This is a genomic window from Bartonella sp. LJL80 (assembly GCF_054871565.1).
The window spans coordinates 217,501-239,260 of sequence record NZ_JBTXLM010000001.1; the positions used below are offsets into that span (position 1 = coordinate 217,501).

The 21,760-nt window shown below is 49.3% G+C and carries 23 protein-coding genes and 1 tRNA gene (1 of these 24 cut by a window edge); 9 read left to right on the forward strand and 15 right to left on the reverse strand.

All coding sequences use genetic code 11. The features are described from left to right. Positions 1 to 1,487: the 3' portion of a M23 family metallopeptidase gene (locus tag ACYSNS_RS00890; protein WP_461721243.1), read on the forward strand. 487 nt of this gene lie to the left of the window's left edge; 1,487 of the gene's 1,974 nt are visible here — the last part of the coding sequence; its start codon lies off the left edge, out of view; the stop codon is at positions 1,485 to 1,487. Between the two features lie 3 nt (positions 1,488 to 1,490). Here ACYSNS_RS00890 and ACYSNS_RS00895 read toward each other — a convergent pair whose 3' ends face one another. The 3 genes from ACYSNS_RS00895 to ACYSNS_RS00905 form a co-directional block, all read right to left on the reverse strand. Further along, a complete protein-coding gene (locus tag ACYSNS_RS00895; protein WP_461721244.1) occupies positions 1,491 to 2,897 on the reverse strand; it encodes a sensor histidine kinase in 1,407 nt (468 codons plus the stop codon). 259 nt (positions 2,898 to 3,156) lie between these two features. Next, positions 3,157 to 3,711, reverse strand: coding sequence for an RNA polymerase sigma factor (locus ACYSNS_RS00900; protein WP_461721245.1), 555 nt, complete (start codon positions 3,709 to 3,711; stop codon positions 3,157 to 3,159). Beyond that, positions 3,704 to 3,922 (reverse strand): NepR family anti-sigma factor, encoded by a 219-nt coding sequence (locus ACYSNS_RS00905; protein ID WP_461721246.1) that lies wholly within the window; start codon positions 3,920 to 3,922, stop codon positions 3,704 to 3,706. The genes ACYSNS_RS00900 and ACYSNS_RS00905 overlap by 8 nt, the downstream gene beginning before the upstream one ends. 163 nt (positions 3,923 to 4,085) lie before the next feature. On the opposite strand from ACYSNS_RS00905, the gene ACYSNS_RS00910 reads away from it, so the two are divergent. From ACYSNS_RS00910 to ACYSNS_RS00925, 4 genes are all read left to right on the forward strand, one after another. After that, a complete protein-coding gene (locus ACYSNS_RS00910; RefSeq protein ID WP_461721247.1) occupies positions 4,086 to 4,880 on the forward strand; it encodes a response regulator in 795 nt (264 codons plus the stop codon). Positions 4,881 to 4,901: 21 nt separating this feature from the next. Then, positions 4,902 to 5,915 carry a sensor histidine kinase gene (locus ACYSNS_RS00915; RefSeq protein ID WP_461721248.1) on the forward strand — a complete coding sequence of 338 codons (1,014 nt, stop codon included), beginning with the start codon at positions 4,902 to 4,904 and terminating at the stop codon, positions 5,913 to 5,915. 463 nt (positions 5,916 to 6,378) lie between these two features. After that, positions 6,379 to 6,705 (forward strand): hypothetical protein, encoded by a 327-nt coding sequence (locus ACYSNS_RS00920; RefSeq protein ID WP_461721249.1) that lies wholly within the window; start codon positions 6,379 to 6,381, stop codon positions 6,703 to 6,705. A gap of 113 nt (positions 6,706 to 6,818) precedes the next feature. Further along, positions 6,819 to 7,340 carry a hypothetical protein gene (locus ACYSNS_RS00925; protein WP_461721250.1) on the forward strand — a complete coding sequence of 174 codons (522 nt, stop codon included), beginning with the start codon at positions 6,819 to 6,821 and terminating at the stop codon, positions 7,338 to 7,340. A gap of 116 nt (positions 7,341 to 7,456) precedes the next feature. On the opposite strand, the gene clpB is transcribed toward ACYSNS_RS00925, so the two are convergent. The 11 genes from clpB to ACYSNS_RS00980 form a co-directional block, all read right to left on the reverse strand. Next, positions 7,457 to 10,063 (reverse strand): ATP-dependent chaperone ClpB, encoded by a 2,607-nt coding sequence (gene clpB / locus ACYSNS_RS00930; RefSeq protein ID WP_461721251.1) that lies wholly within the window; start codon positions 10,061 to 10,063, stop codon positions 7,457 to 7,459. Positions 10,064 to 10,263: 200 nt separating this feature from the next. Further along, positions 10,264 to 11,064 carry a glutamate racemase gene (locus ACYSNS_RS00935; protein WP_461721252.1) on the reverse strand — a complete coding sequence of 267 codons (801 nt, stop codon included), beginning with the start codon at positions 11,062 to 11,064 and terminating at the stop codon, positions 10,264 to 10,266. After that, entirely contained in the window at positions 11,061 to 11,273 is a 213-nt protein-coding gene (yacG, locus tag ACYSNS_RS00940; RefSeq protein WP_461721253.1) for a DNA gyrase inhibitor YacG, read from the reverse strand. Before yacG ends, ACYSNS_RS00935 begins: the two co-directional genes overlap by 4 nt. Before the next feature lie 2 nt (positions 11,274 to 11,275). Then, a complete protein-coding gene (locus ACYSNS_RS00945) occupies positions 11,276 to 11,917 on the reverse strand; it encodes a Maf-like protein (RefSeq protein WP_461721254.1) in 642 nt (213 codons plus the stop codon). 22 nt (positions 11,918 to 11,939) lie between these two features. Then, positions 11,940 to 12,158: a translation initiation factor IF-1 gene (gene infA, locus ACYSNS_RS00950; RefSeq protein ID WP_461721255.1), complete on the reverse strand. Its 219-nt coding sequence runs from the start codon at positions 12,156 to 12,158 to the stop codon at positions 11,940 to 11,942. 147 nt (positions 12,159 to 12,305) lie between these two features. Further along, on the reverse strand, positions 12,306 to 12,746 hold the full coding sequence (locus ACYSNS_RS00955; RefSeq protein ID WP_461721256.1) for an arsenate reductase/protein-tyrosine-phosphatase family protein: 441 nt from the start codon (positions 12,744 to 12,746) through the stop codon (positions 12,306 to 12,308). A 2-nt stretch (positions 12,747 to 12,748) separates the two neighbouring features. Next, positions 12,749 to 13,219: a UPF0262 family protein gene (locus ACYSNS_RS00960; protein WP_461721257.1), complete on the reverse strand. Its 471-nt coding sequence runs from the start codon at positions 13,217 to 13,219 to the stop codon at positions 12,749 to 12,751. A 24-nt stretch (positions 13,220 to 13,243) separates the two neighbouring features. Further along, entirely contained in the window at positions 13,244 to 14,536 is a 1,293-nt protein-coding gene (gene hisD, locus ACYSNS_RS00965; RefSeq protein ID WP_461721258.1) for a histidinol dehydrogenase, read from the reverse strand. 24 nt (positions 14,537 to 14,560) lie between these two features. Beyond that, entirely contained in the window at positions 14,561 to 15,004 is a 444-nt protein-coding gene (locus ACYSNS_RS00970; protein ID WP_461721259.1) for a DUF2948 family protein, read from the reverse strand. A 35-nt stretch (positions 15,005 to 15,039) separates the two neighbouring features. Continuing rightward, a complete protein-coding gene (gene murA, locus ACYSNS_RS00975; protein WP_461721260.1) occupies positions 15,040 to 16,329 on the reverse strand; it encodes a UDP-N-acetylglucosamine 1-carboxyvinyltransferase in 1,290 nt (429 codons plus the stop codon). 104 nt (positions 16,330 to 16,433) lie between these two features. Then, positions 16,434 to 16,601 carry a hypothetical protein gene (locus ACYSNS_RS00980; protein WP_461721261.1) on the reverse strand — a complete coding sequence of 56 codons (168 nt, stop codon included), beginning with the start codon at positions 16,599 to 16,601 and terminating at the stop codon, positions 16,434 to 16,436. A gap of 167 nt (positions 16,602 to 16,768) precedes the next feature. Between ACYSNS_RS00980 and ACYSNS_RS00985 the strand changes: the two genes are divergently transcribed. The 3 genes from ACYSNS_RS00985 to ACYSNS_RS00995 all read left to right on the forward strand — a co-directional run bounded on the left by ACYSNS_RS00985 (position 16,769) and on the right by ACYSNS_RS00995 (position 18,800). Then, positions 16,769 to 16,843: transfer RNA gene (locus ACYSNS_RS00985), tRNA-Thr, on the forward strand. Between the two features lie 184 nt (positions 16,844 to 17,027). Then, positions 17,028 to 17,360 (forward strand): hypothetical protein, encoded by a 333-nt coding sequence (locus tag ACYSNS_RS00990; RefSeq protein ID WP_461721262.1) that lies wholly within the window; start codon positions 17,028 to 17,030, stop codon positions 17,358 to 17,360. A 180-nt stretch (positions 17,361 to 17,540) separates the two neighbouring features. Next, on the forward strand, positions 17,541 to 18,800 hold the full coding sequence (locus ACYSNS_RS00995; protein WP_461721263.1) for a L,D-transpeptidase: 1,260 nt from the start codon (positions 17,541 to 17,543) through the stop codon (positions 18,798 to 18,800). A 58-nt stretch (positions 18,801 to 18,858) separates the two neighbouring features. On the opposite strand, the gene ACYSNS_RS01000 is transcribed toward ACYSNS_RS00995, so the two are convergent. After that, positions 18,859 to 20,856: a hypothetical protein gene (locus tag ACYSNS_RS01000; RefSeq protein ID WP_461721264.1), complete on the reverse strand. Its 1,998-nt coding sequence runs from the start codon at positions 20,854 to 20,856 to the stop codon at positions 18,859 to 18,861. An 89-nt stretch (positions 20,857 to 20,945) separates the two neighbouring features. Here ACYSNS_RS01000 and ACYSNS_RS01005 point away from each other — a divergent pair, with 89 nt between their 5' ends. Further along, positions 20,946 to 21,659 (forward strand): NAD-dependent deacylase, encoded by a 714-nt coding sequence (locus tag ACYSNS_RS01005; RefSeq protein ID WP_461721265.1) that lies wholly within the window; start codon positions 20,946 to 20,948, stop codon positions 21,657 to 21,659. The last annotated feature ends 101 nt before the right edge of the window (positions 21,660 to 21,760 follow it).

Sequence of the window (21,760 nt, forward strand, 5' to 3'; positions counted from 1 at the left end):
AAAGTAGTCTGCAGATTTACGGCACTAAAGTCGAATCGGAGATTACGCTCAGAAGTGTTGACTTCCTCGTCAACTCCGCCAAGCTTGATGGATCAGATACGCTGACATCTGACGAGGCGGAACAAAATATCCGATCTGCCGGTTTGGTACTGGGTAACAATGTCACCCGCGTTGCCGCTCTCCATTATATTGATCCTGCCCAATTTGGAAATTTCAACACTTCCGTCAAGTTTTCTGAAATGCCTGATGTCCGTATTATTCAGGAGAACGTTAGCATATCGCCACGGATCACCAGTGATGATGGTTCAGAAGGCTACGCAGAAGACATTATACCGTTCAGAAAAAAACAAACCATCATCGATGCGCTCAATGACGCCAATTACGGTGGTGATGAGGCTGATCGTCTTGCCGCAGCACTTTCGCGTTTCAATGGTTCTGACACCTTGAATGCGGGCAGCGTCTTACGCATCGGCATTGAGTCGAAAGCAGCAGGTGGCGACCACCTGGTGCGGGCGAGTATCTACCATGGTATGCGCCATGCCCTGTCTGTCGCTCTAAATGACAAGAATACGTTTATCGAGAGTGCCGAACCAGAAATGACACCGGTTCTGAAAACAGCCTTTGAAGGGGGTGTTCCTCTCACCCATGTCAATTCGTCGAATCTGCCAAGCGTATACGATGCGGTTTACCGCGCGGTGCTCAGCTATGACATGCCGAAAAACACGGCGCAGCAGCTGATCCGTGTTTTAGCCAATGATCTTGATTTGCAGAGCCGCACCTCCCCCAATGATACACTTGAAGTTTTCTACGCCGCACCTGAAAAAGAAGGTGACGAAGTCGCTGATCCGGAAATACGGTTTGTAAGTGCGACGTTCGGCGGTGTAACCCGTAAATATTATCGTTTCCGTTCGACCGATGGAACGGTTGACTATTTCGATTCACAAGGGCGCAGTTCGAAACAGTTTCTTGTGAGAAAGCCGGTACCAAACGGCATATTCCGTTCTCCTTTTGGCGGGCGTCGCCACCCAATCCTTGGTTATGTACGCATGCATACCGGCGTTGATTGGGCCGCCCCGCGCGGATCGCCTATCATTGCCGCTGGTGATGGCGTCGTCATCAAGGCGGGTGCGATGCGCGGTTATGGCAATCATACTGAAATTCGCCACGCGAACGGTTATGTGACTTCATATTCTCACCAGAACGGTTTTGCACCGGGTATCAAACCGGGTGTTCGTGTGCGCCAGGGCCAAGTCATTGGCTATGTTGGTTCGACCGGGCTATCAACAGGCCCTCATTGCCATTTCGAAGTGGTCGTCAATGGTACGAAAGTCGATCCGATGCGCATCCGGCTTCCTGATAATAAGGCGCTCAAAGGCAAAGATCTTGAGGCTTTCAAGCGAGATCGCAATAGAATTGATTCGCTCTTGAACGGACAAGGTGACCAGAAACTCGCGGCTGCAACAGTACCGCCGGAGAAGGGATCGTGAGCCTTATTGTAGGATCGTCAATTTCGGCAACGGAATAATTACTTTCGTACCGCCTGTTGACGTTTTTTCAAATATTGGCTTTTCACCAAACTGCATACAAAGTTGCTGGATTACCAGTTTACCCAATCCTGCCTGGCGCCCGTCATCCTTTTCATTCATACCGACGCCGTTATCTTCAACAATCAATGCATTCTGACCATCTGAGTCTTCGCCGAAGGAAAGATGTATCTTTCCTGATCTTTGGTCGGGAAAAGCATGTTTGATCGAATTCGTAAGCAACTCGCCCAAAATGATGCCGAGGGTCGTCGCGTCGCGCGATGGTAACCGGCAGTCTTTAAACTCCGTTTCGATCTGAACCTTTTCACGCAATTCGAATGGCAAACCGAGTTCGACATCGTGTACCACGGAACGCAGGAAGTCCGCCAAGGCAGTCGTTTCCATGTCATCGCTTAGTCTTAGTCGCCGATGGGCCGCGGATATTGTTTGTATTCTGTCTCTTGCAGCACTCAATGCAGCTCGAACCTCTTCATTCTTACTGCGATTGAGTTGCAAGCTAAGAAGCGATGATACAGTGGCCAGAGAATTGCCGATACGATGACTAGCGTCTTGCAAAAGCAATTCAACCCGCCGCCTTTCCCGCTCGGCATGATTGCGTGCGGACACTAACTCTTTCGTTCGCTCCTTGACGCGCTCTTCCAACGCGGCGTTTTCGCTATGCAGCAAAAGCTGATAGGTTTTGAGTTTGCGGATATCGCGGCGAAACCGATTTATGACAGAATATGCTAAAACAAATGTGCTAATAACTGAAACAATTGCGGCAAGAGTTAACGCTGCACGCATCATGGCGATATCTTCACGGCGTTTTTGCCGGTTATCACCATCACCTGCCAAAAAAGTTGTTATCAGTTTTGTCAGCTTATCCACACTGGGTGCATAAACTTCTCCGGCGATCATACGTGCGGCGTCTTCTTTCGGTAGACTATTGACGGTATGGATACGCCTTAACATATTGGAACGTCGCTGCTCGACTTCCTCTTTTAATGCACGGTACCAATCTTCCCAGTTTTGATGCCCGTGGGTGATCAAACCAATATAATCCAAAACGTCGTCGAGATTTTTCGATGCCTTTTGGAACCGCTCATAATCTTCACGATTGCGATTGACCGCATAAGAACGCTCCAATGTTCCCATTTCTATCAAATTGATGAGAACCAGATCCGATTGTTCACGCAGCTGCGAACTTGTTGCCATGCGCGCCATTTCCCGATCGACAGCGTTTGACAAAAGAAAAATAAAAAATGATGCGAGCAACACCATAAGAAGCGACACAATGATGGCCGCCCGTCGCCAACGGGATGTCGTGGACATTTGCTTTTGCAATTTGTCCGTTAAATCATTTGGTTCGCTCATTGCCTTCCTATCATCAACCTTTTTGGGCGGTATCCATACAAAATGGACCACTGGCTTCGGTCGCATTCAGCGAACCAAGCAGTCTTCACCATGACGGTAAATGCAGGTACTAACCCTGTAAAAAAGCGGGAGTTCGGCGTTATCTGCCAAAATCCCGCCTCCGTTTATAGCTAAGGCAATATAGAAAAAGACAAGAGCTGACGGTTTATTTTCGTCAGATTCAGATGCTGCCGCAGCGGCGCAGGGCGCTGGAGCAATCTCACATATTGAAAGAACGCATGGTTGTCCCTGCGGAGTGGGCGTCGGGTCCATAATCGGATTCACCATCTACGCCCAGAAGTTCTTGCAAACGATTGCGCGCGCGGCTTACGCGGCTTTTTATCGTACCGACGGCACAACCGCAGATTTCAGCTGCATCTTCATAAGAAAAGCCCGAAGCTCCAATGAGGATGATGGCTTCTTTCTGATCATCCGGCAATACATCGAGTGCTTTTTTGAAATCCTGCAAATCGAGAGAACCATATTGTGCCGGATGTATGGCCATATTCTCAGTGAATATGCCATCGCTATCTTGTATCTCGCGACCTTTCTTACGCATCTGACTATAAAATTCATTCCGTAAAATGGTGAAGAGCCAGGCTTTCATATTGGTTCCAAGCTCGAAGCTATCCTGCTTGGCCCAAGCTTTCATAATGGTATCCTGAACCAGATCGTCCGCTTTGTCGTGCTTACCGCTCAAAGACACGGCGAAAGCACGCAGAGCTGGCAAAATAGAAAGCAGCTCACGTTTGAAATCGGGTTTATGTTCACTCATGGGCGGTTTCACCTTTCCCATCCTGGTGCTGCAGTGCTTGCTCGGCTTGGTCTAATTTTTCCAACAAATCGAGGAATTTGTCTGGTATCGCTTCGTCTTGAATCGCTGTATAAAATTGGCGCAATTTGACCGCTATCTCGCTGTTGGAACCGAGCAGATCATCGTCCGAACCGAAATCGTCGGCGCGGTTCATATCGTTGCTGTCATCCATGGTGGAGCCCCTTAAAAACTGTATCTATCAATAGAATGAGCTTAGCGCGCGTTAGAGGATAAATATAGTGCATAATAAAAAGTTCCAAGAGGCTGGAACTTTTTTAATGTTTGTGGGTTAATACACCAATACACGCTTTCAGGGGCAGAAGGAGTACTTTAACATGCCATTATCTACGCGTATTGCACCGCACCTTCCCTATCTTAGACGTTTTGCACGTGCGGTCACAGGCTCACAAACATCCGGTGACGCTTATGTAGCTGCCATGCTTGAGGCTTTGATTGCCGATATTTCCATTTTTCCGAAATCATCCAGCGACCGCATTAGCGTCTATCGTTTGTTCTGCCAGCTGTTCGATCAGACCACGCCAAATATTGCAGAGCCAATGCCGCAATTCGGTATTGAACAAAAGGCCAATGCCAAGCTTTCTTATCTCACACCTAAAGCACGCCAGTCATTTTTGTTGATTGCTGTCGAAGGTTTTAATGAACGAGAAGCTATGGAAGTTTTGAATGTTAGTGCAGATCAGTTCAAGGCGCTGCTCAACGAAGCGTCCCGCGATATTTCAGAACAAGTTGCCACACGCATCATGATCATTGAAGATGAACCGCTTATTGCTATGGATATTGAACAGTTGGTCGAAAGTCTTGGCCATGAAGTTGTGGGGATTGCCCGTACGCGCGATGAAGCTGTTACAATGTACGGAAAAGAAAAACCGGGTATGGTTTTGGCCGACATCCAATTGGCTGACAATAGCTCGGGTATCGATGCCGTAAACGATATTCTAAAGTCTGATGCGATTCCTGTCATCTTCATTACAGCTTTCCCTGAACGCCTGCTGACCGGTGAGCGGCCTGAGCCGACATTCCTGGTTACAAAGCCGTTTAACCCCGACATGGTGAAGGCTTTGATTTCTCAGGCACTTTTCTTTCAGGAAAATGCATCGAAAGTGGCTTAACGAAAGGCATTCCACCCCACGATGGCCCTTGCTCCCAATTCCGCCCATTCTATGGACAAGTCCCATGTTAGCGCTCTAATGCAGGCTATCCATGGGGCCGACATCTGTGTGTTGTACCAGACTACGGATCTTGTACACCGGTGGGCGGAAAATCTTCCCGATATATTACAGGACAAGTGGCACGTGGGGTGCAGAGATAGCGACTTCATGACTGTCGATCTTTCCGACAGCATGGAAACCATCAAATTGCAGGTGCTTGCCACTGGCAAGATGCAGACAATGGAAGCTCGCTTCGAAGATACATTGAAGCAAGTCGTTTGGTATAAGTTTTCGATTGATTGCCACCGCGATGATCATGGTGAAATTGTTGGTGTGCTAACGACCGGCGTAAACGTGTCGGAATTGCGGCGTCGTGAGCAGGTCCTCAAAATCCTGTTGCGCGAAGTCAGCCATCGTTCAAAAAACCTTCTGGCTATCATTCAAAGCATTGCAAGCCAAACTGCACGACATAGCGATTCGATACAGGCCTTTTTGAAAAAATTTCAAGGGCGTATTCAATCCTTGTCTCACTCGCAGGATCTTGTCACTGATTCTGATTGGCGTGGCGCGCAGTTTCGTGAGCTCGTGCAAACACAGGCTTCGGGATATCTCGGCAAGGAAGGTGCTCGCTTCAATGTCGAGGGTGAAGATCCTTATCTCTTCCCCGGCGCTGCATTGCATATCGGGCTGGCTTTCCACGAATTGATTGTCAACTCCTTGAGTTATGGCGCATTGTCACAACCGAAAGGCTGCGTCATTGTGCGTAGTGAGGTTCAATCGTTTGAGGACAAGCCATCGCGGCTTATCATTACGTGGCAGGAAACGTTTGATCCCTCTCACGAAAGCACAAAAGGACATAAAGCGTGTTTCGGCAGCGCTGTGCTTGAGAAGATTGTGCCTATCTCTGTGAATGGCTGTGCAAGTTTAACCTTCACCGATGATGGCATCGTGTATCAGCTATCCTTACCGGATACACATTTCGATATTTTTGCCTGACACATCTGTTCAAGAGGCCAATCCGGCCGGCCCTTTTGGGCTGAAACTTCCAATAGGGTCAGGACCCATTCATTTGAATGATATCGCACAATAGAGCGCTTTTTGGAAAAGCAGATTGAAGCGGTTTTTGTGTCCCGCCGGGATATGGTCAATTCTGCTGATAATTTTGTCAAAGCACCTTGAAAATATTCATATATCCCGCGGCCACTCTCCTCGTTCTCAACAAAATTTCCTTATACCATTTCGTTCAAATGAATAGGTCCTGACCCTCGATTGCAGGTGCAGCTTGCTGGCGCTCTTGCCACCGTTTTCGCGTAAAAGCGGTTTCGCAAATTCGCGCCAAACAAACACATTATAAAATAACTGCCCCATTTGGGAACAAAAGCCCAAGTTAACGGTTTATTAACCATGGATAAACCGGCCAGAATGCGCAGTAGTCTGGCGTCAATTGCAGGGGTGCAGAATGAATTCCTTAGTCGCAGTCATGTTGCTTGTTTCTTGTACAGATGGTTTTTCGTCCTGTACGGCAGCTGATGATATGGTGCGTGTGTTTCCAACAGAAACAGCCTGTGAGGCTTCGCTTGTTCCCACCGTGTCCAAGATATCGACACGCGGGGAACAGATATTTGCAAAATGCCTCTCTGCCGATCCAAATTTAATCGAATCTGATCTCTCCATCTATTGGCGAGTAACAGCTTCGGGCGATCTTATCGTCGATCTAAGTGATGAGGACAGTGATGATAAGCCGCTATCTGTTTCTTTAGCTCATATTGGAAAACCGTCAGCTTGAACTTTAAGGTCATCTTCATAGAATAATAACCGAACTGGACGGTTTTGATATTTTACATTGAAACATCCGCGCGAACCACGTAAATGCGGGCCAACGTTAATGGAGATACCGCCATGCGCGACGATTATCAATCCGGATATGACAATCAGGGCTATCACGATCCTTACGAACAGCCCATGCAGCAGGACAAACCACTTGATCCGGCCGTTGAACGCGTAAGACGCAAACTCATGCGGCTAATGATTTTCTCTGTCGCCATAACAATGCTGTTGATCGTTGCCGTGCTTATCGCCGTAATATACAAAGTGATGTCGCCGGCGAGCGACCAGACACCTGCGACAGCCATACAGGCTGAGCAGCAAATACCTAGCGCCCCCGCTGAGGCGGTGCCTTCTGTCCCGATCATTCCTGAAGTGATCAACCGTGCTGTTGCTCTTCCTCAGGGCACACGCATTCTATCGCAAAGTTTATCGGGAGATCTCATCGCGCTTGAGACATTGACGCCTGAAGGCAAAACCGAACTGGTCATTTACGACTACAAGCAGGGGCATCTGATTGCAGGAATAACCCTTCAGACAACGCCGGATATTCAGCAGCCAGCTGATGAGCCAGTGCCGACCACGCCTGATGAATAATTGAAAAGCATACGAACCAAATTTAAAAGAAAATCTTCAATAGCAAAAAAAGGTCGCCAATTGGCGACCTTTTTTGTTAACTGATCGAATGTGTTGTCAACACAACGTCCTCATGCTCAGTCTTTAGCCTCATCGACCGGATGAACAGGCGTTGGCTTGAAATTCAAGCGATCTGATCCTCGTGTGATCTTCACCGTCGAGCCATCGAGGATGTCGCCCATAAGCAACCTTTCCGCCAACGGATCTTGAACCTCTTTCTGGATCACCCGTTTAAGCGGACGGGCACCATAAGCAGGATCGTAACCCTTATCAGCAAGAAATTCACGAGCATCGTCTTCGATAACAAGCTTGATTTTTCGATCAGACAATAAAGACTGCAAGCGTTCAAGCTGGATGTTGACGATAGCGCCCATCTCTTTTCTATGCAAACGATGAAACAGGATGATTTCATCAACGCGGTTGAGAAATTCCGGTCTGAAAGCTGCTTTCACAACGGCCATAACGTCATCGCGCGCTTTATCAGCTTCATCTTCATCGCCCAGCGCCGTCAAGAACTCCGATCCAAGGTTAGACGTCATGATAATCAGTGTATTGCGGAAATCAACAGTCCGCCCCTGACCATCGGTCAAGCGACCGTCATCGAGAACCTGTAACAAGACATTGAAGACATCAGGGTGTGCTTTTTCGATCTCGTCGAACAGGATGACCTGATAAGGACGGCGTCTGACGGCTTCTGTCAATGCACCGCCTTCTTCATAACCGACATATCCGGGAGGAGCGCCGATCAAGCGCGATACAGAATGCTTCTCCATATATTCCGACATATCAAGACGCACCATTGCTGTTTCATCTTGAAAGAGGAAAGATGCCAAAGCTTTGGTCAGCTCGGTTTTACCGACACCCGTGGGGCCTAGGAAAATGAAAGAACCAATCGGGCGATTTGGATCCTGCAAACCAGCACGTGCGCGTCGAACAGCGCGAGATACCGCCTGCACCGCTTCACCTTGCCCGATGACACGTTTGCCGATTTCGTCTTCCATCCGCAAGAGCTTTTCCCGCTCGCCTTCCAGCATGCGGTCAACCGGTATGCCGGTCCAGCGCGACACAACTTGCGCCACGTGATCAGGCGTCACGGTTTCTTCCACCATCGAGCCATGATTTTCTTGACTTTCTGCATCCGACAATTGTTTTTCCAATGCAGGAATAACACTGTATGAAAGTTCGCCCGCGCGTTGCAATTCGCCATTACGCTGGGCAATCGCCAAAGCATTGCGTGCGTCGTCCAACTGTTTTTTCAAATCAGCTGCATGACCTAGTTTCTGCTTTTCCGCCTGCCATTTCGCAGTAATTTCATTGGAAGCTTCTTCCAATTCAACCAGTTCGTCTTCAAGCTTCTCCAATCGGTCTTTTGATGCCGTATCGGTCTCGACCTTTAAAGCTTCCCGCTCGATCTTCAATTGCAAGATACGCCGATCAAGTTCATCAAGCTCCTCAGGCTTTGAATCGACCTGCATTCGTAACCGCGAGGCGGCTTCATCGACAAGATCAATGGCCTTGTCGGGCAAAAAGCGGTCGGTTATATAACGGTTGGACAAAGTTGCCGCGGCAACCAAAGCCGAATCCGCTACACGTACCTTGTGGTGTTGCTCGTATTTTTCCTTGATACCACGCAGGATCGAAATCGTATCCTCGACGCTCGGCTCGTTGACGAAAACAGGTTGGAAACGACGCGCCAAAGCGGCATCCTTCTCGACATATTTACGATACTCTTCCAGTGTCGTCGCACCCACGCAATGCAATTCACCCCGCGCCAAAGCAGGCTTCAATAGGTTGGAAGCGTCCATGGCACCATCGGATTTACCGGCACCCACCAAAGTGTGCATCTCGTCAATGAAAAGAATGATGTCACCATTGGCCGTCTGAACTTCTGTGAGAATGGCTTTCAGCCGTTCTTCAAATTCACCACGGTATTTCGCACCGGCTATGAGCGCACCCATATCAAGCGCAAGCAGGGCTTTGTCGCGTAAAGTTTCCGGCACGTCACCATTGACAATACGAAGCGCCAAGCCTTCAACAATTGCCGTCTTGCCCACTCCCGGTTCGCCAATCAGCACTGGATTATTTTTGGTGCGCCGCGACAAAACCTGAATCGTACGCCGGATTTCTTCGTCGCGTCCGATAACGGGGTCAAGCTTACCCTCGCGCGCATCTTCTGTGAGATCACGGGCATATTTTTTCAGTGCATCATATTGCGCTTCGGCGTTTGCCGAATCAGCAGTGCGGCCTTTTCTCATTTCATTTATCGCCTTGTTCAACGCAGCCGGTGTGACACCGCTTTTGGAAAGAATTTCAGATGTTTTCGCTGTGGGTTCCATCAGCAATGCTTGCAGCAAACGCTCAACAGTCACAAAGCTGTCACCCGCTTTTTCTGCCAATTCTTCTGCCTTGGTAAAAACCTTGGCCAAAGGCTGCGACATGTAAAGCTGGCCATTGCCGCCGCTGACTTTCGGCAAGGCAGACAAGGCTGTTGCCAAAGCGGCTTTTGCCTCTTTGAGGTTGCCACCGGACTTTTCAATCAATGATGCGCAAAGACCTTCATTGTCATCAAGCAAAACCTTGAGCAGGTGCTCGGGAACAAATTGCTGATTATCCGATGACAAAGCATTATTTTGTGCAGATTGTAAAAATCCCTGCACGCGTTCAGTGTATTTTTCCAAATTCATTATCGTCTCCTTTTTCCCATAACCCATTTCGGCATTACAGGCTTGCAGTGACAGGCTCCCATAATGGCAAGCCGTGTTCTGGATTTGATATGGTGAATGAAAGTTCGATGCACAAGATGTTGCAAAGACAAGATGGGACGTAAAAATGTTACCAATGGTTTTCAGTAGAAGGTCGCATCAAACCGATCGGTAGTGAAGCGTTACGAAACCGGCATATCACCAACAACTTCAAGCGAAATTGTCACGCCGATTTGATCAAGCATCTTGCGAAAATCATCAAGTCGATAGCTTGGACTTTCACTGACAAGCGCCTTTATCGTCCCCGTGCCTGCCTCGCCTGCATCAATGGCTTCAATGATACTTTCTGCCGGATCAAGAAAAAGACACTGAGGTGATGCCTTTTCAAAGAACGGTTTCAGCCAAGGAAGATGCGTGCTGGATAGGGTGCAGGTATCAACATTGGGATGAAGCGTCAAAAGATCGTGCATAAAGCAATTGACAGCGGCTTGTGTAGCCACGGGATCGAACAGAAAACACCCGTTTTCCACTAAATCAACCATGGAGGATGCGTTTACAAGCGCGACCTTTTGCGGCTCCTTGCTATGTTTTTGCACAAAATCCCTAGCCATGGCGCTATCAACCATTGAAGCTACGCCCATAATGGCAATAAAACCGGTGCTGCTTTTTCGTTCGGCCTCTTCCAAGGGAGGAAAAACGCCATAGAGGGGTACAGGACATTCATCCTTTATGCGGTCGAATACCATAATCGACGGCGCGTTGGATGCGATGATAATGGCGGACGGATCATAAACCATGAGGCGTTGAAATGTTTGCCGCATAATGGCGGCCAATTCATCTGCCGATTTGCTGCCATATGGAAAGTTTGCACGGTCGGCAAAATAAATAATATCGCGCTGCGGCTGCTTTTTATGGAGAAGATCGACAATAGCGTAAGAGCCTATACCTGCATCAAAAATCGCCACAGGCTTATTGGTTGTCATTCTTCTTCATCCGCATTGTCTAACGGCTTGCCTGGCAGCACATATGAGCCCGAAAGCCAGCGATTAAGATCGATGGCGCGGCACCGCGGCGAGCAGAAGGGATAATGTTCACGCGTAGATGCCTTGCCACATTCGGGGCAAGGATGTGGTGGACGCAAGGGGGTAACCTTGGCATCGGCTTTAGGAGAAATATCTTTCGGCTCTGCCATAATCAGATATCGCCTTTGGCCCAGCTTTCAAACACAGGATAGTTTTGAGCAGTTAAAAGCTCCACCGTCTCAGCAAGGGGAAGGCCGACAACATTGGTATAAGACCCGACAAGCTGGATCACGAAGCTGCCCGCGCGTCCTTGTATCGCATAGCCACCGGCTTTACCACGCCATTCACCTGATGCCAGATAGGCATCGATTACTTTGCGGTTCAAACGCTCGAACCGGACACGGGTTTCTACCAGTTTATGGTGACTTTTGCCTTTGCCGTTGATAAGACAGACACCGGTATAGACCTTGTGCGTCCGCCCAGAAAGAAGTCGCAGACATTCGCGTGCTTCGTCTTCACCATCCGGTTTTGGCAAAACTGTTCGACCCACAGAAACAACTGTATCGGCCGCCAACACCAGCGCGTGCCGGAAATCCGGCATAGTACGGATAATTTGTTCGGCCTTTTGCGCTTTACCGGCTGCGAGCCTCTTGGCCAAAAAGCGTGGATGTTCACCACGTTTCGGTGTTTCATCAAGATCGGCCGGGTGCAGATGATCGGGATCTATGCCAATTTGATGCAGCAATGCCAAACGCCGCGGAGAAGCCGAGGCAAGAACAAGATTTGGCCTTGCTGATGCACGATCATCCTGCATGATTGCTTAATCCGCTTCGAACTTACTTATATCGATAGGTGATACGGCCTTTGGTCAGGTCGTATGGGGTCATCTCGACCATGACCTTGTCGCCGGCAAGAACGCGGATACGGTTCTTACGCATACGCCCAGCTGTATGGGCTATAATTTCATGATCATTATCAAGTTTTACGCGGAACATTGCATTGGGCAAAAGCTCCGTAATAATACCGGAAAACTCCAAGACTTCTTCTTTGGCCATAAATTACCTGTTTTCTTTAACTGCTTATTTGCATAAGATTGTTGCAAACGGACATGATTTGACCCGTTCGGTTGCGCGGAACCTATCGCATTCCGCAGCATTTGTGAATAACCGATTGAAAAACACCTGCATTTTTACTGGATGTTACTATTTAAATCGTTCTGTTATCTTTTTTTTCAAGGCTTCTCTGACATCTCTATAGGCATCAAGGATCTGCTCGCGCGATCCGGTGGCAAGTGCCGGGTCGGGTGTCGGCCAATATTCCACATCGACTGAAAAACTGCGCATCTGTTCCAAAACAGCGTGATGGGCTTGCGGTGTGAGCGTTATGACCAGATCAAAGAAACCATCGGCCAACTCTTCCAAACCGCGCGGATTGTGCGCGTCCATCGATAGGCCGTCTTCCGCTATCACCGATGCCGCGAATGGGTCGCGCTCTCCCTTGACGACGCCGGCCGACGCCACATAGACATCCGGGAACATCTTGCGCGTCAGTGCTTCTGCGATTGGCGAACGGATAGAATTCATACCACAGACGAAAAGAACCGAACCTGGGTGCTGAGCATTTGAGGGTTGATCTTCAGACATATTCAACCCCTCCAATGCAGCACACAAAGGAGAGTAAAAAGGCGTCTTGCCGTTTTGAAATCAATATCAATCTTGCCACTCAATCGATCAAGTAGAGTATTGGAACCATCATTGTGCAAACCTCTTCGGCCCATGTCGATTGCTTCGATTTTACTGGGCGTGGCTGAACGAATGGCTTCATAATAGGTATCACATACCATAAAATAGTCTTTGACGATCCGTCGAAACGGGGTAAGCGACAAAATGTGGGTAGTAACCCACTCACCGTTTTCACGAGCGATATCAAAGACGAGCCGTTTATCAACGAGCGATAATTTCAACCGGTAGGGCCCATCTCCTGTGTCACCAACCGGCTTGAAACTGTTTTCTTCCGTCAGATCGAAAATGGCAACAGCGCGTTCGTGCTCAATCTCAGGCGTTGAACGACCGATACTTTCATCCAGCTCAACATCGATCAGCCTTGCGTGCTCCACTTCGCCTCCTACTTCACCCGTTTTTTAGAGGTTCAGCCTGAGCGCGACAGAACGCCCATGAGCTTGCAACCCTTCGGCTTCGGCGAGCTCGATGGCTGCCGGACCAAGTATTCGCAATTGCTCTGCATCGAGTTTCAATAGCGAGCTGCGCTTCATATAATCCAAAACCGACAGTCCGGAGGAAAACCGGGCCGAACGGGCTGTAGGCAGAACATGGTTTGAGCCGCCAACATAATCACCAATGACTTCGGGTGTATAGCGACCGATAAAGATTGCACCGGCATTGCGGATTCCCGGCAAAAGCGCATCAGGATCATCAACGGCAAGCTCCAGATGTTCTGCTGCAATGCGATTGATAAGCTCTAGCGCATCACAAAACCGGTCAACCAGAATGACCGCACCGAAATCATTCCAGCTTTTGGCCGCCGTTTCGCCGCGCTTTAGAATCTTGAGTTGCGCTTCAACAGCCTTGCAGACTTCGTCGGCAAATGCTTCATCATCGGTCATCAAAATGGATTGTGCAGCGGTATCGTGTTCTGCTTGCGCCAGAAGATCGGCAGCAATCCAATCCGGATCATTATTTTTGTCTGCAATAACAAGCACCTCGGAAGGGCCGGCAATCATATCAATGCCCACCTTGCCGAAGACTTGTCTTTTGGCCGCAGCAACATAAGCATTACCCGGACCGACAATCTTCACCACGGGGCGAATGGTTTCACTACCATAGGCGAGTGCTGCAACGGCATGCGCGCCGCCAACACGATAGATTTCGCTTACACCGGCAAGCTTGGCAGCAGCCAAAACCAGCGGGTTTAACTGACCATCTGGTGTTGGAACGACCATGACAATGCGTTCAACCCCGGCAACTTTGGCAGGCACGGCATTCATCAGCACCGAGCTTGGATAGCTTGCAGTACCGCCTGGCACATACAGCCCCACCGATTCAACCGCCGTCCAGCGCCATCCAAGTTCGACGCCCAAGGGATCAACAAAACGCTCATCCTGCGGAAGCTGTTTTTGATGATATGCTGTGATACGATCATGCGCCAGCTTCAGAGCATCAAGGGTTTTCGGTGCGACTTGCCGCACTGCACTGTCGACTTCATCGTCTGTAACACGCAGGTTTGCACTGGAAAGCTCAACGCGATCGAATTTTTGCGAATAATCGATCAGCGCCTCATCACCGCGTGTTCTGACCTGAAGGATGATATCGCGTACAGCATCATCGACACTTTGCGAAACCTCACGCTTCGAATCAAGAAACGTGCTGAATTCTGTTTCAAAATTGTTGGCAGACTGACGAAGAACTTGAACCATGAATTTTTATCCTGACCGATAGATCTATTTATGTTTTGGCTGCGCCTTCGCTTCCCAAACCGGGCCGAGATCAGTCAGCTGCGCCTCGATACATTCCACTTCAAGCCGGATGGCTGCATCACCGGCAAAAATCATCGTAACTGTCCCTGCCGGCGCATGCGTCATTTGAAACTGAACGGTCAGAAGGGAGAGTACATTTTCCGGCTTACTACGATCAATTCCACGGGTACTGACTTTTAAAACACGGTCAAACCGCAAAGCTGTGCGATGCCTCTCGCCTGTTTTTCGACGGGAGAAGATACCGCCACTTAACTGTTCTTCCCAAGCAAAGCGGTTGAGTGCGGCTACAAAGCGTTTTTCCGCGCAACGCCAATCGAGGTCGCCCACCTTGACCACAGCATCCTGCAAATGTGCAGAAAGGATTTCTAAATCCTCATCATCCATGGCCATTAATTTCAAAAGTGGCATCGCCCTACCTCATCTTATGTCTTACAGGTATTATATTATCCGCTGATACGTTCGATAGCCGCACCGCAATTTGATAGTTTTTCTTCCAAACGTTCAAACCCACGATCTAAATGATAGACGCGGTTGACCATTGTTTCTCCTTGTGCAGCCAAGCCCGCAATAACCAAAGAAACCGATGCTCGTAAGTCCGTTGCCATAACCTGCGCACCCTGCAAACGCTCCACACCTTCAATGGTCGCAGTTTGGCCAGAAAGCGAAATACGGGCACCAAGCCGTGCTAATTCCTGAACATGCATAAACCGATTTTCAAAAATCGTTTCGGTAATGTGCGAAGTCCCTTTCGCGCGTGTCATCAACCCCATGAACTGCGCCTGTAAATCCGTTGGAAACCCCGGGAAAGGCTGGGTCTCCATATCCACCGGCACAATATCATGACCATTGCGAGCAACGCGGATACCTTCGTCACCTTCTTCGATAGCAAGGCCGGTCTTGGCCAATATATCCAACACAGCGCGCAGATAAGTGGGATCAGCATCTTTAAGCAAAACATCACCGCCTGTCATGGCCACAGCCATGGCATAGGTCCCCGCCTCGATACGGTCAGAAATAACCCTGACACGCGCACCAGAAAGACTGCTGACACCTTCAATATGAATCGTTGGCGTACCGGCACCGGTAATCTTTGCACCCATGGCATTGAGGCAATCAGCCAGATTAACAACCTCGGGCTCGCAAGCCGCATTGTTTAAAACGGTTTGTCCGTGCGCAAGGCTTGCCGCCATGAGCATGACATGGGTCCCACCTACTGTCACTTTGGGGAAGGTATATTCCGCCCCTTGCAGTCCCTTGGGCGCACGTGCGTGAGCGTAGCCATTCTCAATTGTCATTTCAGTACCCAGAGCTTCCAGCCCTTGCAAAATGAAATCGACTGGACGGGTGCCGATCGCACAACCGCCGGGCAATGAAACGCAGGCTTCCCCCATACGGGCCAGAAGAGGGCCTATAACCCAAAAACTCGCCCGCATCTTCGAGACGAGCTCATAGGGCGCGCGCGTTGTCACGATGTGGCGCGCGGTAAAATGCACCGTACGGGAATAGGCGCTATCTTGATGCAAGCGACGGCCATTAACGGAATAGTCGACACCGTGATTGCTCAATATGCGGATAAGCTGTTCGACATCGGCGAGATGCGGAACATTTTCCAATGTCAATGTATCGTCGGTCAGAAGAGATGCAATCATCAAAGGCAGGGCAGCGTTTTTAGCCCCCGAAATCGGGATAACACCATTTAAGCGGTTACCGCCGGTAATTTTGATACGATCCATCCCGTATAGCCTTTCCTTGTTATATTCGCACCGTTTGCACAGTGACTTTGCAGCTTTGTTTAGAGCGGTTTATTGGCCTTAAAAAGGCTGTAAATATTCTTTTTCTAAACCTGCTCGGTCGAAGGTTTCCCATCATGCTGTTGTGATGGGTCTTCGTCCACTTCTGCTGCCTCGTCACGCTCGCGCGCCTGCGATTTGCGACGTAGAAGATTAGCGCGCAATTGTTTCGCAAGCCTATCCTTGCGGCGCTGTTGGGCGGTTGTATCTGCCATCCGTCAAACCTGTTGAATTATCTTTTAGAATGCAGGCCGTCATATCACCGTCATAGAAAAAATACCAGCCATATGGCATAAGCTTGATTTTTCTTCCGACAAACTCGATTGTCTGCTTGCCTAATCGGCCGCAATGTGGCAGAACGCCGCCCGAAACGCATTTTTAAGCTGCGGTAGCTCAGTGGTAGAGCACTCCCTTGGTAAGGGAGAGGTCGAGAGTTCAATCCTCTCTCGCAGCACCATCCCTTCTCCGTTTTTCAAAACCATTGCCTGTCAGTATGTATCGGCGACTTTCGCATCAAGGTAATGCCTTGTCGATAAAAGTCCTTGCATGTTGAATGATGTCAATTTTTGTGCATTTCTAACAAGGCAAGACAGGCTGCACAATGCAGCCCAACCGGGTCCTGTCTTACTGGGAGCATTCTAATGAAAAAACTGATTCTCTACGCAATGACACTATTCGCAATGTCGATCTGTTCGGCGGCAGCACAGGAATTACCGAAATTCGATCCGCCGGCACATTGCAAAAAAATTGCCGAATTTGGCGGTACATATTCAAGCAGCACCTATAATGGCTGTATTGAGCTGGAACAGCGGTCATATGATAAGCTCAAGGCTGATTGGGATAGCATACCCGCCGAAACGCGCAAACATTGCAACGAAATAGCATCATTTGGCGGGGGCGATTATTCAACTCTAAGCGGCTGCATCGAGCTGGAAAAAAAGGCCTCCACGAGCAAGCCGGAATTTAAATTCTAATATCGGTTTGAGAATTGCTTTGTTAAGCACTTCACCAAAACCATTCTGTCATCGTTATCATCGGGCATCGCAGATAGCGTTTGCGGGCCCCACACGGCTTACGAATGTTTTAGAAAAGTGGTCATCTTCTTGCCGTCAAGCTATCTTAACCCATTTGTTAACCATATGCGGCTAATCTTTATGAAATTGGGTTTAAGACGGTTTTCAATGTTTCGTTTGCTTTTATCTGTTTCTCTCGCGATCCCTGTCGCTTTGACCTGCAACAACACTGCCGCCGCCAGCGAGCCAGTGATGCAGCTGGCACAACTTTATGATCCCGCCGACGTTCCTCCACAACAAAGACAACAGCAACTTCGTCTTTATCAAGATCAATATGGCCGGCGTATCTACACAGATGATCGTGGACAGATTGTAAGGGTGGAAGAACCGCCTGCATATCCTGCCGGCGTCACTCCGCCGCCGCTCGGCATCAACAATCAAGGGCCGATCGATAGCGGATCACCCTATGACACCGATGTGCCGGAAGCGCCGAATGCCCCACCCTATCGTGCCGATGGAACGCCGAGTGACTATGCACCGGCCATACAAATGCCCAAAGCAAAAGAAAGCGTTGCCGCCATACAGATATTGATGGACCGTATCGGCGCTTCGCCCGGTGCTATCGATGGCGTCGCAGGAAGCAATTTTGACAAGGCTGCTGCTGCCGCAGGTGAAATCAGCGGGCGGTTTATTGATCCGAATGACAAAGCAGCTTTGGAAGCGGCTTTGCAGGCCACAGGCGGACCGGCTTTCACGCAATATACGATTACTGATAAGGATATAAACCAGCCCTATGCGGCTTCAATCCCTGCTGACTACGCGATGAAAGCGCAAATGCCTGCGATGTCTTATACATCGGTACGCGAAATGCTGGCAGAGCGCTTCCACATCGATGAAGCTTTTCTTCAGGAACTCAATCCGACAGCACATTTTTCCCGCGCGGGAGAAACAATCAAAGTACCCAACCTTCTTTTACCCAAACGGGAAAGCGTGACGCGTATTATTGCCGATAAAGCACGCAAACAGGTACGAGGCTATAATGCGGCAGGGCGCCTTGTCGCAGCTTATCCATCAACCATTGGCTCATCCGACAATCCCTCGCCTTCCGGCACCGTGCAGGTGGAACGGATCGCCATTAACCCGAATTATACTTATAATCCCAAGGTGAACTTCAAACAGGGTAGCAACGACCGCATTTTAACTATTCCACCCGGACCCAACGGTCCCGTGGGCACGGTTTGGATTGCACTTTCCAAGCCAACATACGGGATACATGGAACGCCCGAGCCATCCCGGATTGGAAAAACCTCCAGCCATGGCTGCATCCGGCTCACCAATTGGGATGCACAGGAATTGGCAAAAATGGTCAAGCCGGGCGTCGTCGTACACTTCACCGATTAAATCATACAGTTCGTTGCCAAGCGGCACCGAACTGTATCAATTTCTTGACGGCAAGTTTTTATTGGCGCCGAAACGGCCAGATTTGCCAAAACCGTTTGGGTTTTAGAGCGCGCTCTCTATCGTCGACCATGCGAATATCATTATCTATTTGCACAACGGACTTTTCATCATCTTGTCGTAGCGCATAAGCGCGCATTTCTTGCAGTAAATTTCGGGATGTTTCCAGATAGGCTTTCGCTTTTGCCGGCTTTTCCTTGTCTGCCCAGTCACGCAACATCAGAGCATAATTGTTCATCAGCCGCTGCAAATTGGCGGGATTGTCCTTCAAAAGCGGTATCAGCAAAAGCCGTTCATAGATGCTCTGCGCTTTGGGGAAAGCTTCCATAACGTTTCCAAACGATCCCATACGCCAAAGGATCAACGCCTGATGGGATAAAGCTGCGACATGCTCGTCATCGTCACAGGAGGCATCCGGCTGCATCAATGACAAAGCCGTCTCGATCGCTTCTAAAGCGGATTGCAGCAAAGCTAAAGGATCTTCCGAATCCGAACGTCGTGCCATTGCGTAAAGCAGATGCGCAAGGTTGGTATGAAGGCGTATGAGGTCCTGCTTATTGCGTTGCGGGTCGAGTTTGGGCAAAATCATACGGAAATCAAGTTCTGCCTGTTTAAGCTGCGTCAATCCATGATGAGATTGGTCGCCCTCCCCCAAATGCGCACGCGCCAAACCGCGCCACTGCATGAGTTTCGCAATCAAATCTGCATGCTGCGGTTCCGATATCGTTTTCAGAGCCTCATTATAGAGTTTTATCGCCTCCAAAAACAGATCATGTTTCTTGTCCGGCTCTTCTAAATTGGCCGCCGCTTGCAAGGCCGCTCCCAACTCAACAAAGTAGGATAGCCAGTCGAGCGGGCGGGTGTGGCGCAATTCATCACCGATTGCCTTACGCAGTGCGGCAATGGCTTCATAACGCCTTTTCAAACTTTGGGCCGGCATTGCCGACAGGTTTGCAAGCTGGGTTAAATCCTTGCCAAAATTTCCATAGACAACGGCCGTTGCTATCGGGTCATTCTTGTCGCCCAGAATGTCGATACTGCCTTGATAAAGCTCGATCGATTGCTCGAGTAGTGCTTCGGGATTCTTGGACTTAGGGTGCTGTGCCAAGAGCGAAAGTGTCATTGCCGTTTCATTCTGCAGGCGAACCAAAGCGATATCGCCGTTGCTGTCTTTAAAAGATGCTTTTGCATCTTGAAAAGATTTCAATGCTTGTTCCAGCAGATCGAACCTTTTGCGCTCATCAAGCACGGAAAGCTGAACCAAAGCCCGACCCATTTCAAATTTGAGATAGGACCAGTCTTGCGGGCGATCCTTGCCATGCTCATAAGCGCAGGCTGTCTCAAACCCGGCGATCGCTTTTTGAAAACTCTTGCGTGCGTCATCTGGCTTCTGCATACGCGCAAGCTCTGCGGCTGCCAATGCACAGGCTGAAACAGCAAGCGACCAATAGTAGAAATTTTCTTTTTCACGCATAATGGCCGCAGCACTATCAAATGCTCGGACAGCATCGGCTAGATGAATCACGCGCGCGCGCAAAAGATCGGTGTCGGCCAGAGCACGATAAACATGGCCTTTTTCGGTTGAAACAAGAGCGCGGTCAATCGCACCTTTATCATCGGGCAAAGCCAGATAAACATCATCAAGCAATGCGATAGAACGTTTCAAACGCAATGTCGCAACTTGACCGCCTTCCCGCAACGCAAAATTGCGCAGACAACGCACATAGGACACCACAACAGCGCCCCAGCGGGCAAAATGCTGCTCGCGCGTGAAAACCTGCAACGCCTTTTCAAAGCCGTCAGCACTCTCCTGATAGTGGTTAAGCGCAACGTCATCATTATCTTCAGCATCGGCCAGAGCCATCAGTGCTTCAGAAAGTTCTATATGGGCATCGGCCCAACCCACGTCCCCTGCAGCCCGTTTTTTGAGAGCGAGCGCAAGATCTGCATCCTCGACCTTCTGGCGAAGTGTTTTTTTGCTGTCACTATCCAAGGCCAAACGGTCGATTCCTTTTTTTAAAATAAACGATGCGCACCATACGCATTTCTGGCAAAAGAGAAACCATTCTTGTCACATGTGAGCGATAAATGAGCAAAAATCCTGATATTGTTATTTTGACCGGAGCCGGTATTTCCGCAGAATCCGGACTAGAAACGTTCCGGGGAGACGATGGCACATGGAATAAATATCGCATTGAAGACGTCGCAACGCCAGAGGCTTTCATAAAAAATCCGCAACTGGTCAATGCATTTTACAATCAACGTCGCCGAGATGCTGCTCTGGCCAAGCCTAACGCAGCACATTTCGCATTGGCGAGGCTCGAAGCAGAAGCGCAAGGCAGCTTTTTGCTTGTGACACAGAATGTCGATGATCTGCATGAAAGGGCCGGTTCCATTCATCTCAGCCATATGCACGGGACACTCAATAGTGTGCTTTGTCTTTCCTGCCGCCATCAAAGCATTTGGTGTGATGATATTGACGATGAAAGCGTGTGCCCGCATTGCTTTGTCAAAGGCTCGCTTCGGCCTGACATTGTTTGGTTTGGAGAAATGCCCTACCACATGGATCGCATTGAGCAGGCACTCCATTCTTGCGATTTGTTTATCGCCATCGGTACATCGGGATTGGTCTATCCCGCAGCCGGGTTTGTCTCATTGGCAAAAGCTGCAGGAGCCGAATGTGTCGAGATTAACCTTGCCTGTGACAATGCTATCAGTTCCCTTTTTGATACAGCGATTTCAGGCCCCGCCAGCATCAGCGTACCAGCCTTTGTCGACGAGTTACTTCAACAGCGGATATGATGTTGCAGCTTAAAGTTCTTCTATTGCATTAGGGCCTGTGGAGCATTTTCCGAAAAGTGTGAAGCGCATCCGTGGGGAAAACGATTCAAAGGATCGTTTTC

Bases quoted from the DNA above. Each gene is read 5' to 3' on its own strand.
- murA (WP_461721260.1), bottom strand. From the start codon at position 16,329: ATGGATCGTATCAAAATTACCGGCGGTAACCGCTTAAATGGTGTTATC.
- ACYSNS_RS01005 (WP_461721265.1), top strand. From the start codon at position 20,946: ATGAGCAAAAATCCTGATATTGTTATTTTGACCGGAGCCGGTATTTCC.
- ACYSNS_RS00915 (WP_461721248.1), top strand. From the start codon at position 4,902: ATGGCCCTTGCTCCCAATTCCGCCCATTCTATGGACAAGTCCCATGTT.
- ACYSNS_RS00905 (WP_461721246.1), bottom strand. From the start codon at position 3,922: ATGGATGACAGCAACGATATGAACCGCGCCGACGATTTCGGTTCGGAC.
- yacG (WP_461721253.1), bottom strand. From the start codon at position 11,273: ATGGCAGAGCCGAAAGATATTTCTCCTAAAGCCGATGCCAAGGTTACC.
- ACYSNS_RS00980 (WP_461721261.1), bottom strand. From the start codon at position 16,601: ATGGCAGATACAACCGCCCAACAGCGCCGCAAGGATAGGCTTGCGAAA.
- ACYSNS_RS00895 (WP_461721244.1), bottom strand. From the start codon at position 2,897: ATGAGCGAACCAAATGATTTAACGGACAAATTGCAAAAGCAAATGTCC.
- ACYSNS_RS00990 (WP_461721262.1), top strand. From the start codon at position 17,028: ATGAAAAAACTGATTCTCTACGCAATGACACTATTCGCAATGTCGATC.
- ACYSNS_RS00955 (WP_461721256.1), bottom strand. From the start codon at position 12,746: ATGTCTGAAGATCAACCCTCAAATGCTCAGCACCCAGGTTCGGTTCTT.
- hisD (WP_461721258.1), bottom strand. From the start codon at position 14,536: ATGGTTCAAGTTCTTCGTCAGTCTGCCAACAATTTTGAAACAGAATTC.
- infA (WP_461721255.1), bottom strand. From the start codon at position 12,158: ATGGCCAAAGAAGAAGTCTTGGAGTTTTCCGGTATTATTACGGAGCTT.
- ACYSNS_RS00995 (WP_461721263.1), top strand. From the start codon at position 17,541: ATGAAATTGGGTTTAAGACGGTTTTCAATGTTTCGTTTGCTTTTATCT.
- ACYSNS_RS00945 (WP_461721254.1), bottom strand. From the start codon at position 11,917: ATGCAGGATGATCGTGCATCAGCAAGGCCAAATCTTGTTCTTGCCTCG.
- ACYSNS_RS00935 (WP_461721252.1), bottom strand. From the start codon at position 11,064: ATGACAACCAATAAGCCTGTGGCGATTTTTGATGCAGGTATAGGCTCT.
- ACYSNS_RS00970 (WP_461721259.1), bottom strand. From the start codon at position 15,004: ATGCCACTTTTGAAATTAATGGCCATGGATGATGAGGATTTAGAAATC.
- ACYSNS_RS00910 (WP_461721247.1), top strand. From the start codon at position 4,086: ATGCCATTATCTACGCGTATTGCACCGCACCTTCCCTATCTTAGACGT.
- ACYSNS_RS00900 (WP_461721245.1), bottom strand. From the start codon at position 3,711: ATGAGTGAACATAAACCCGATTTCAAACGTGAGCTGCTTTCTATTTTG.
- ACYSNS_RS00925 (WP_461721250.1), top strand. From the start codon at position 6,819: ATGCGCGACGATTATCAATCCGGATATGACAATCAGGGCTATCACGAT.
- ACYSNS_RS00920 (WP_461721249.1), top strand. From the start codon at position 6,379: ATGAATTCCTTAGTCGCAGTCATGTTGCTTGTTTCTTGTACAGATGGT.
- clpB (WP_461721251.1), bottom strand. From the start codon at position 10,063: ATGAATTTGGAAAAATACACTGAACGCGTGCAGGGATTTTTACAATCT.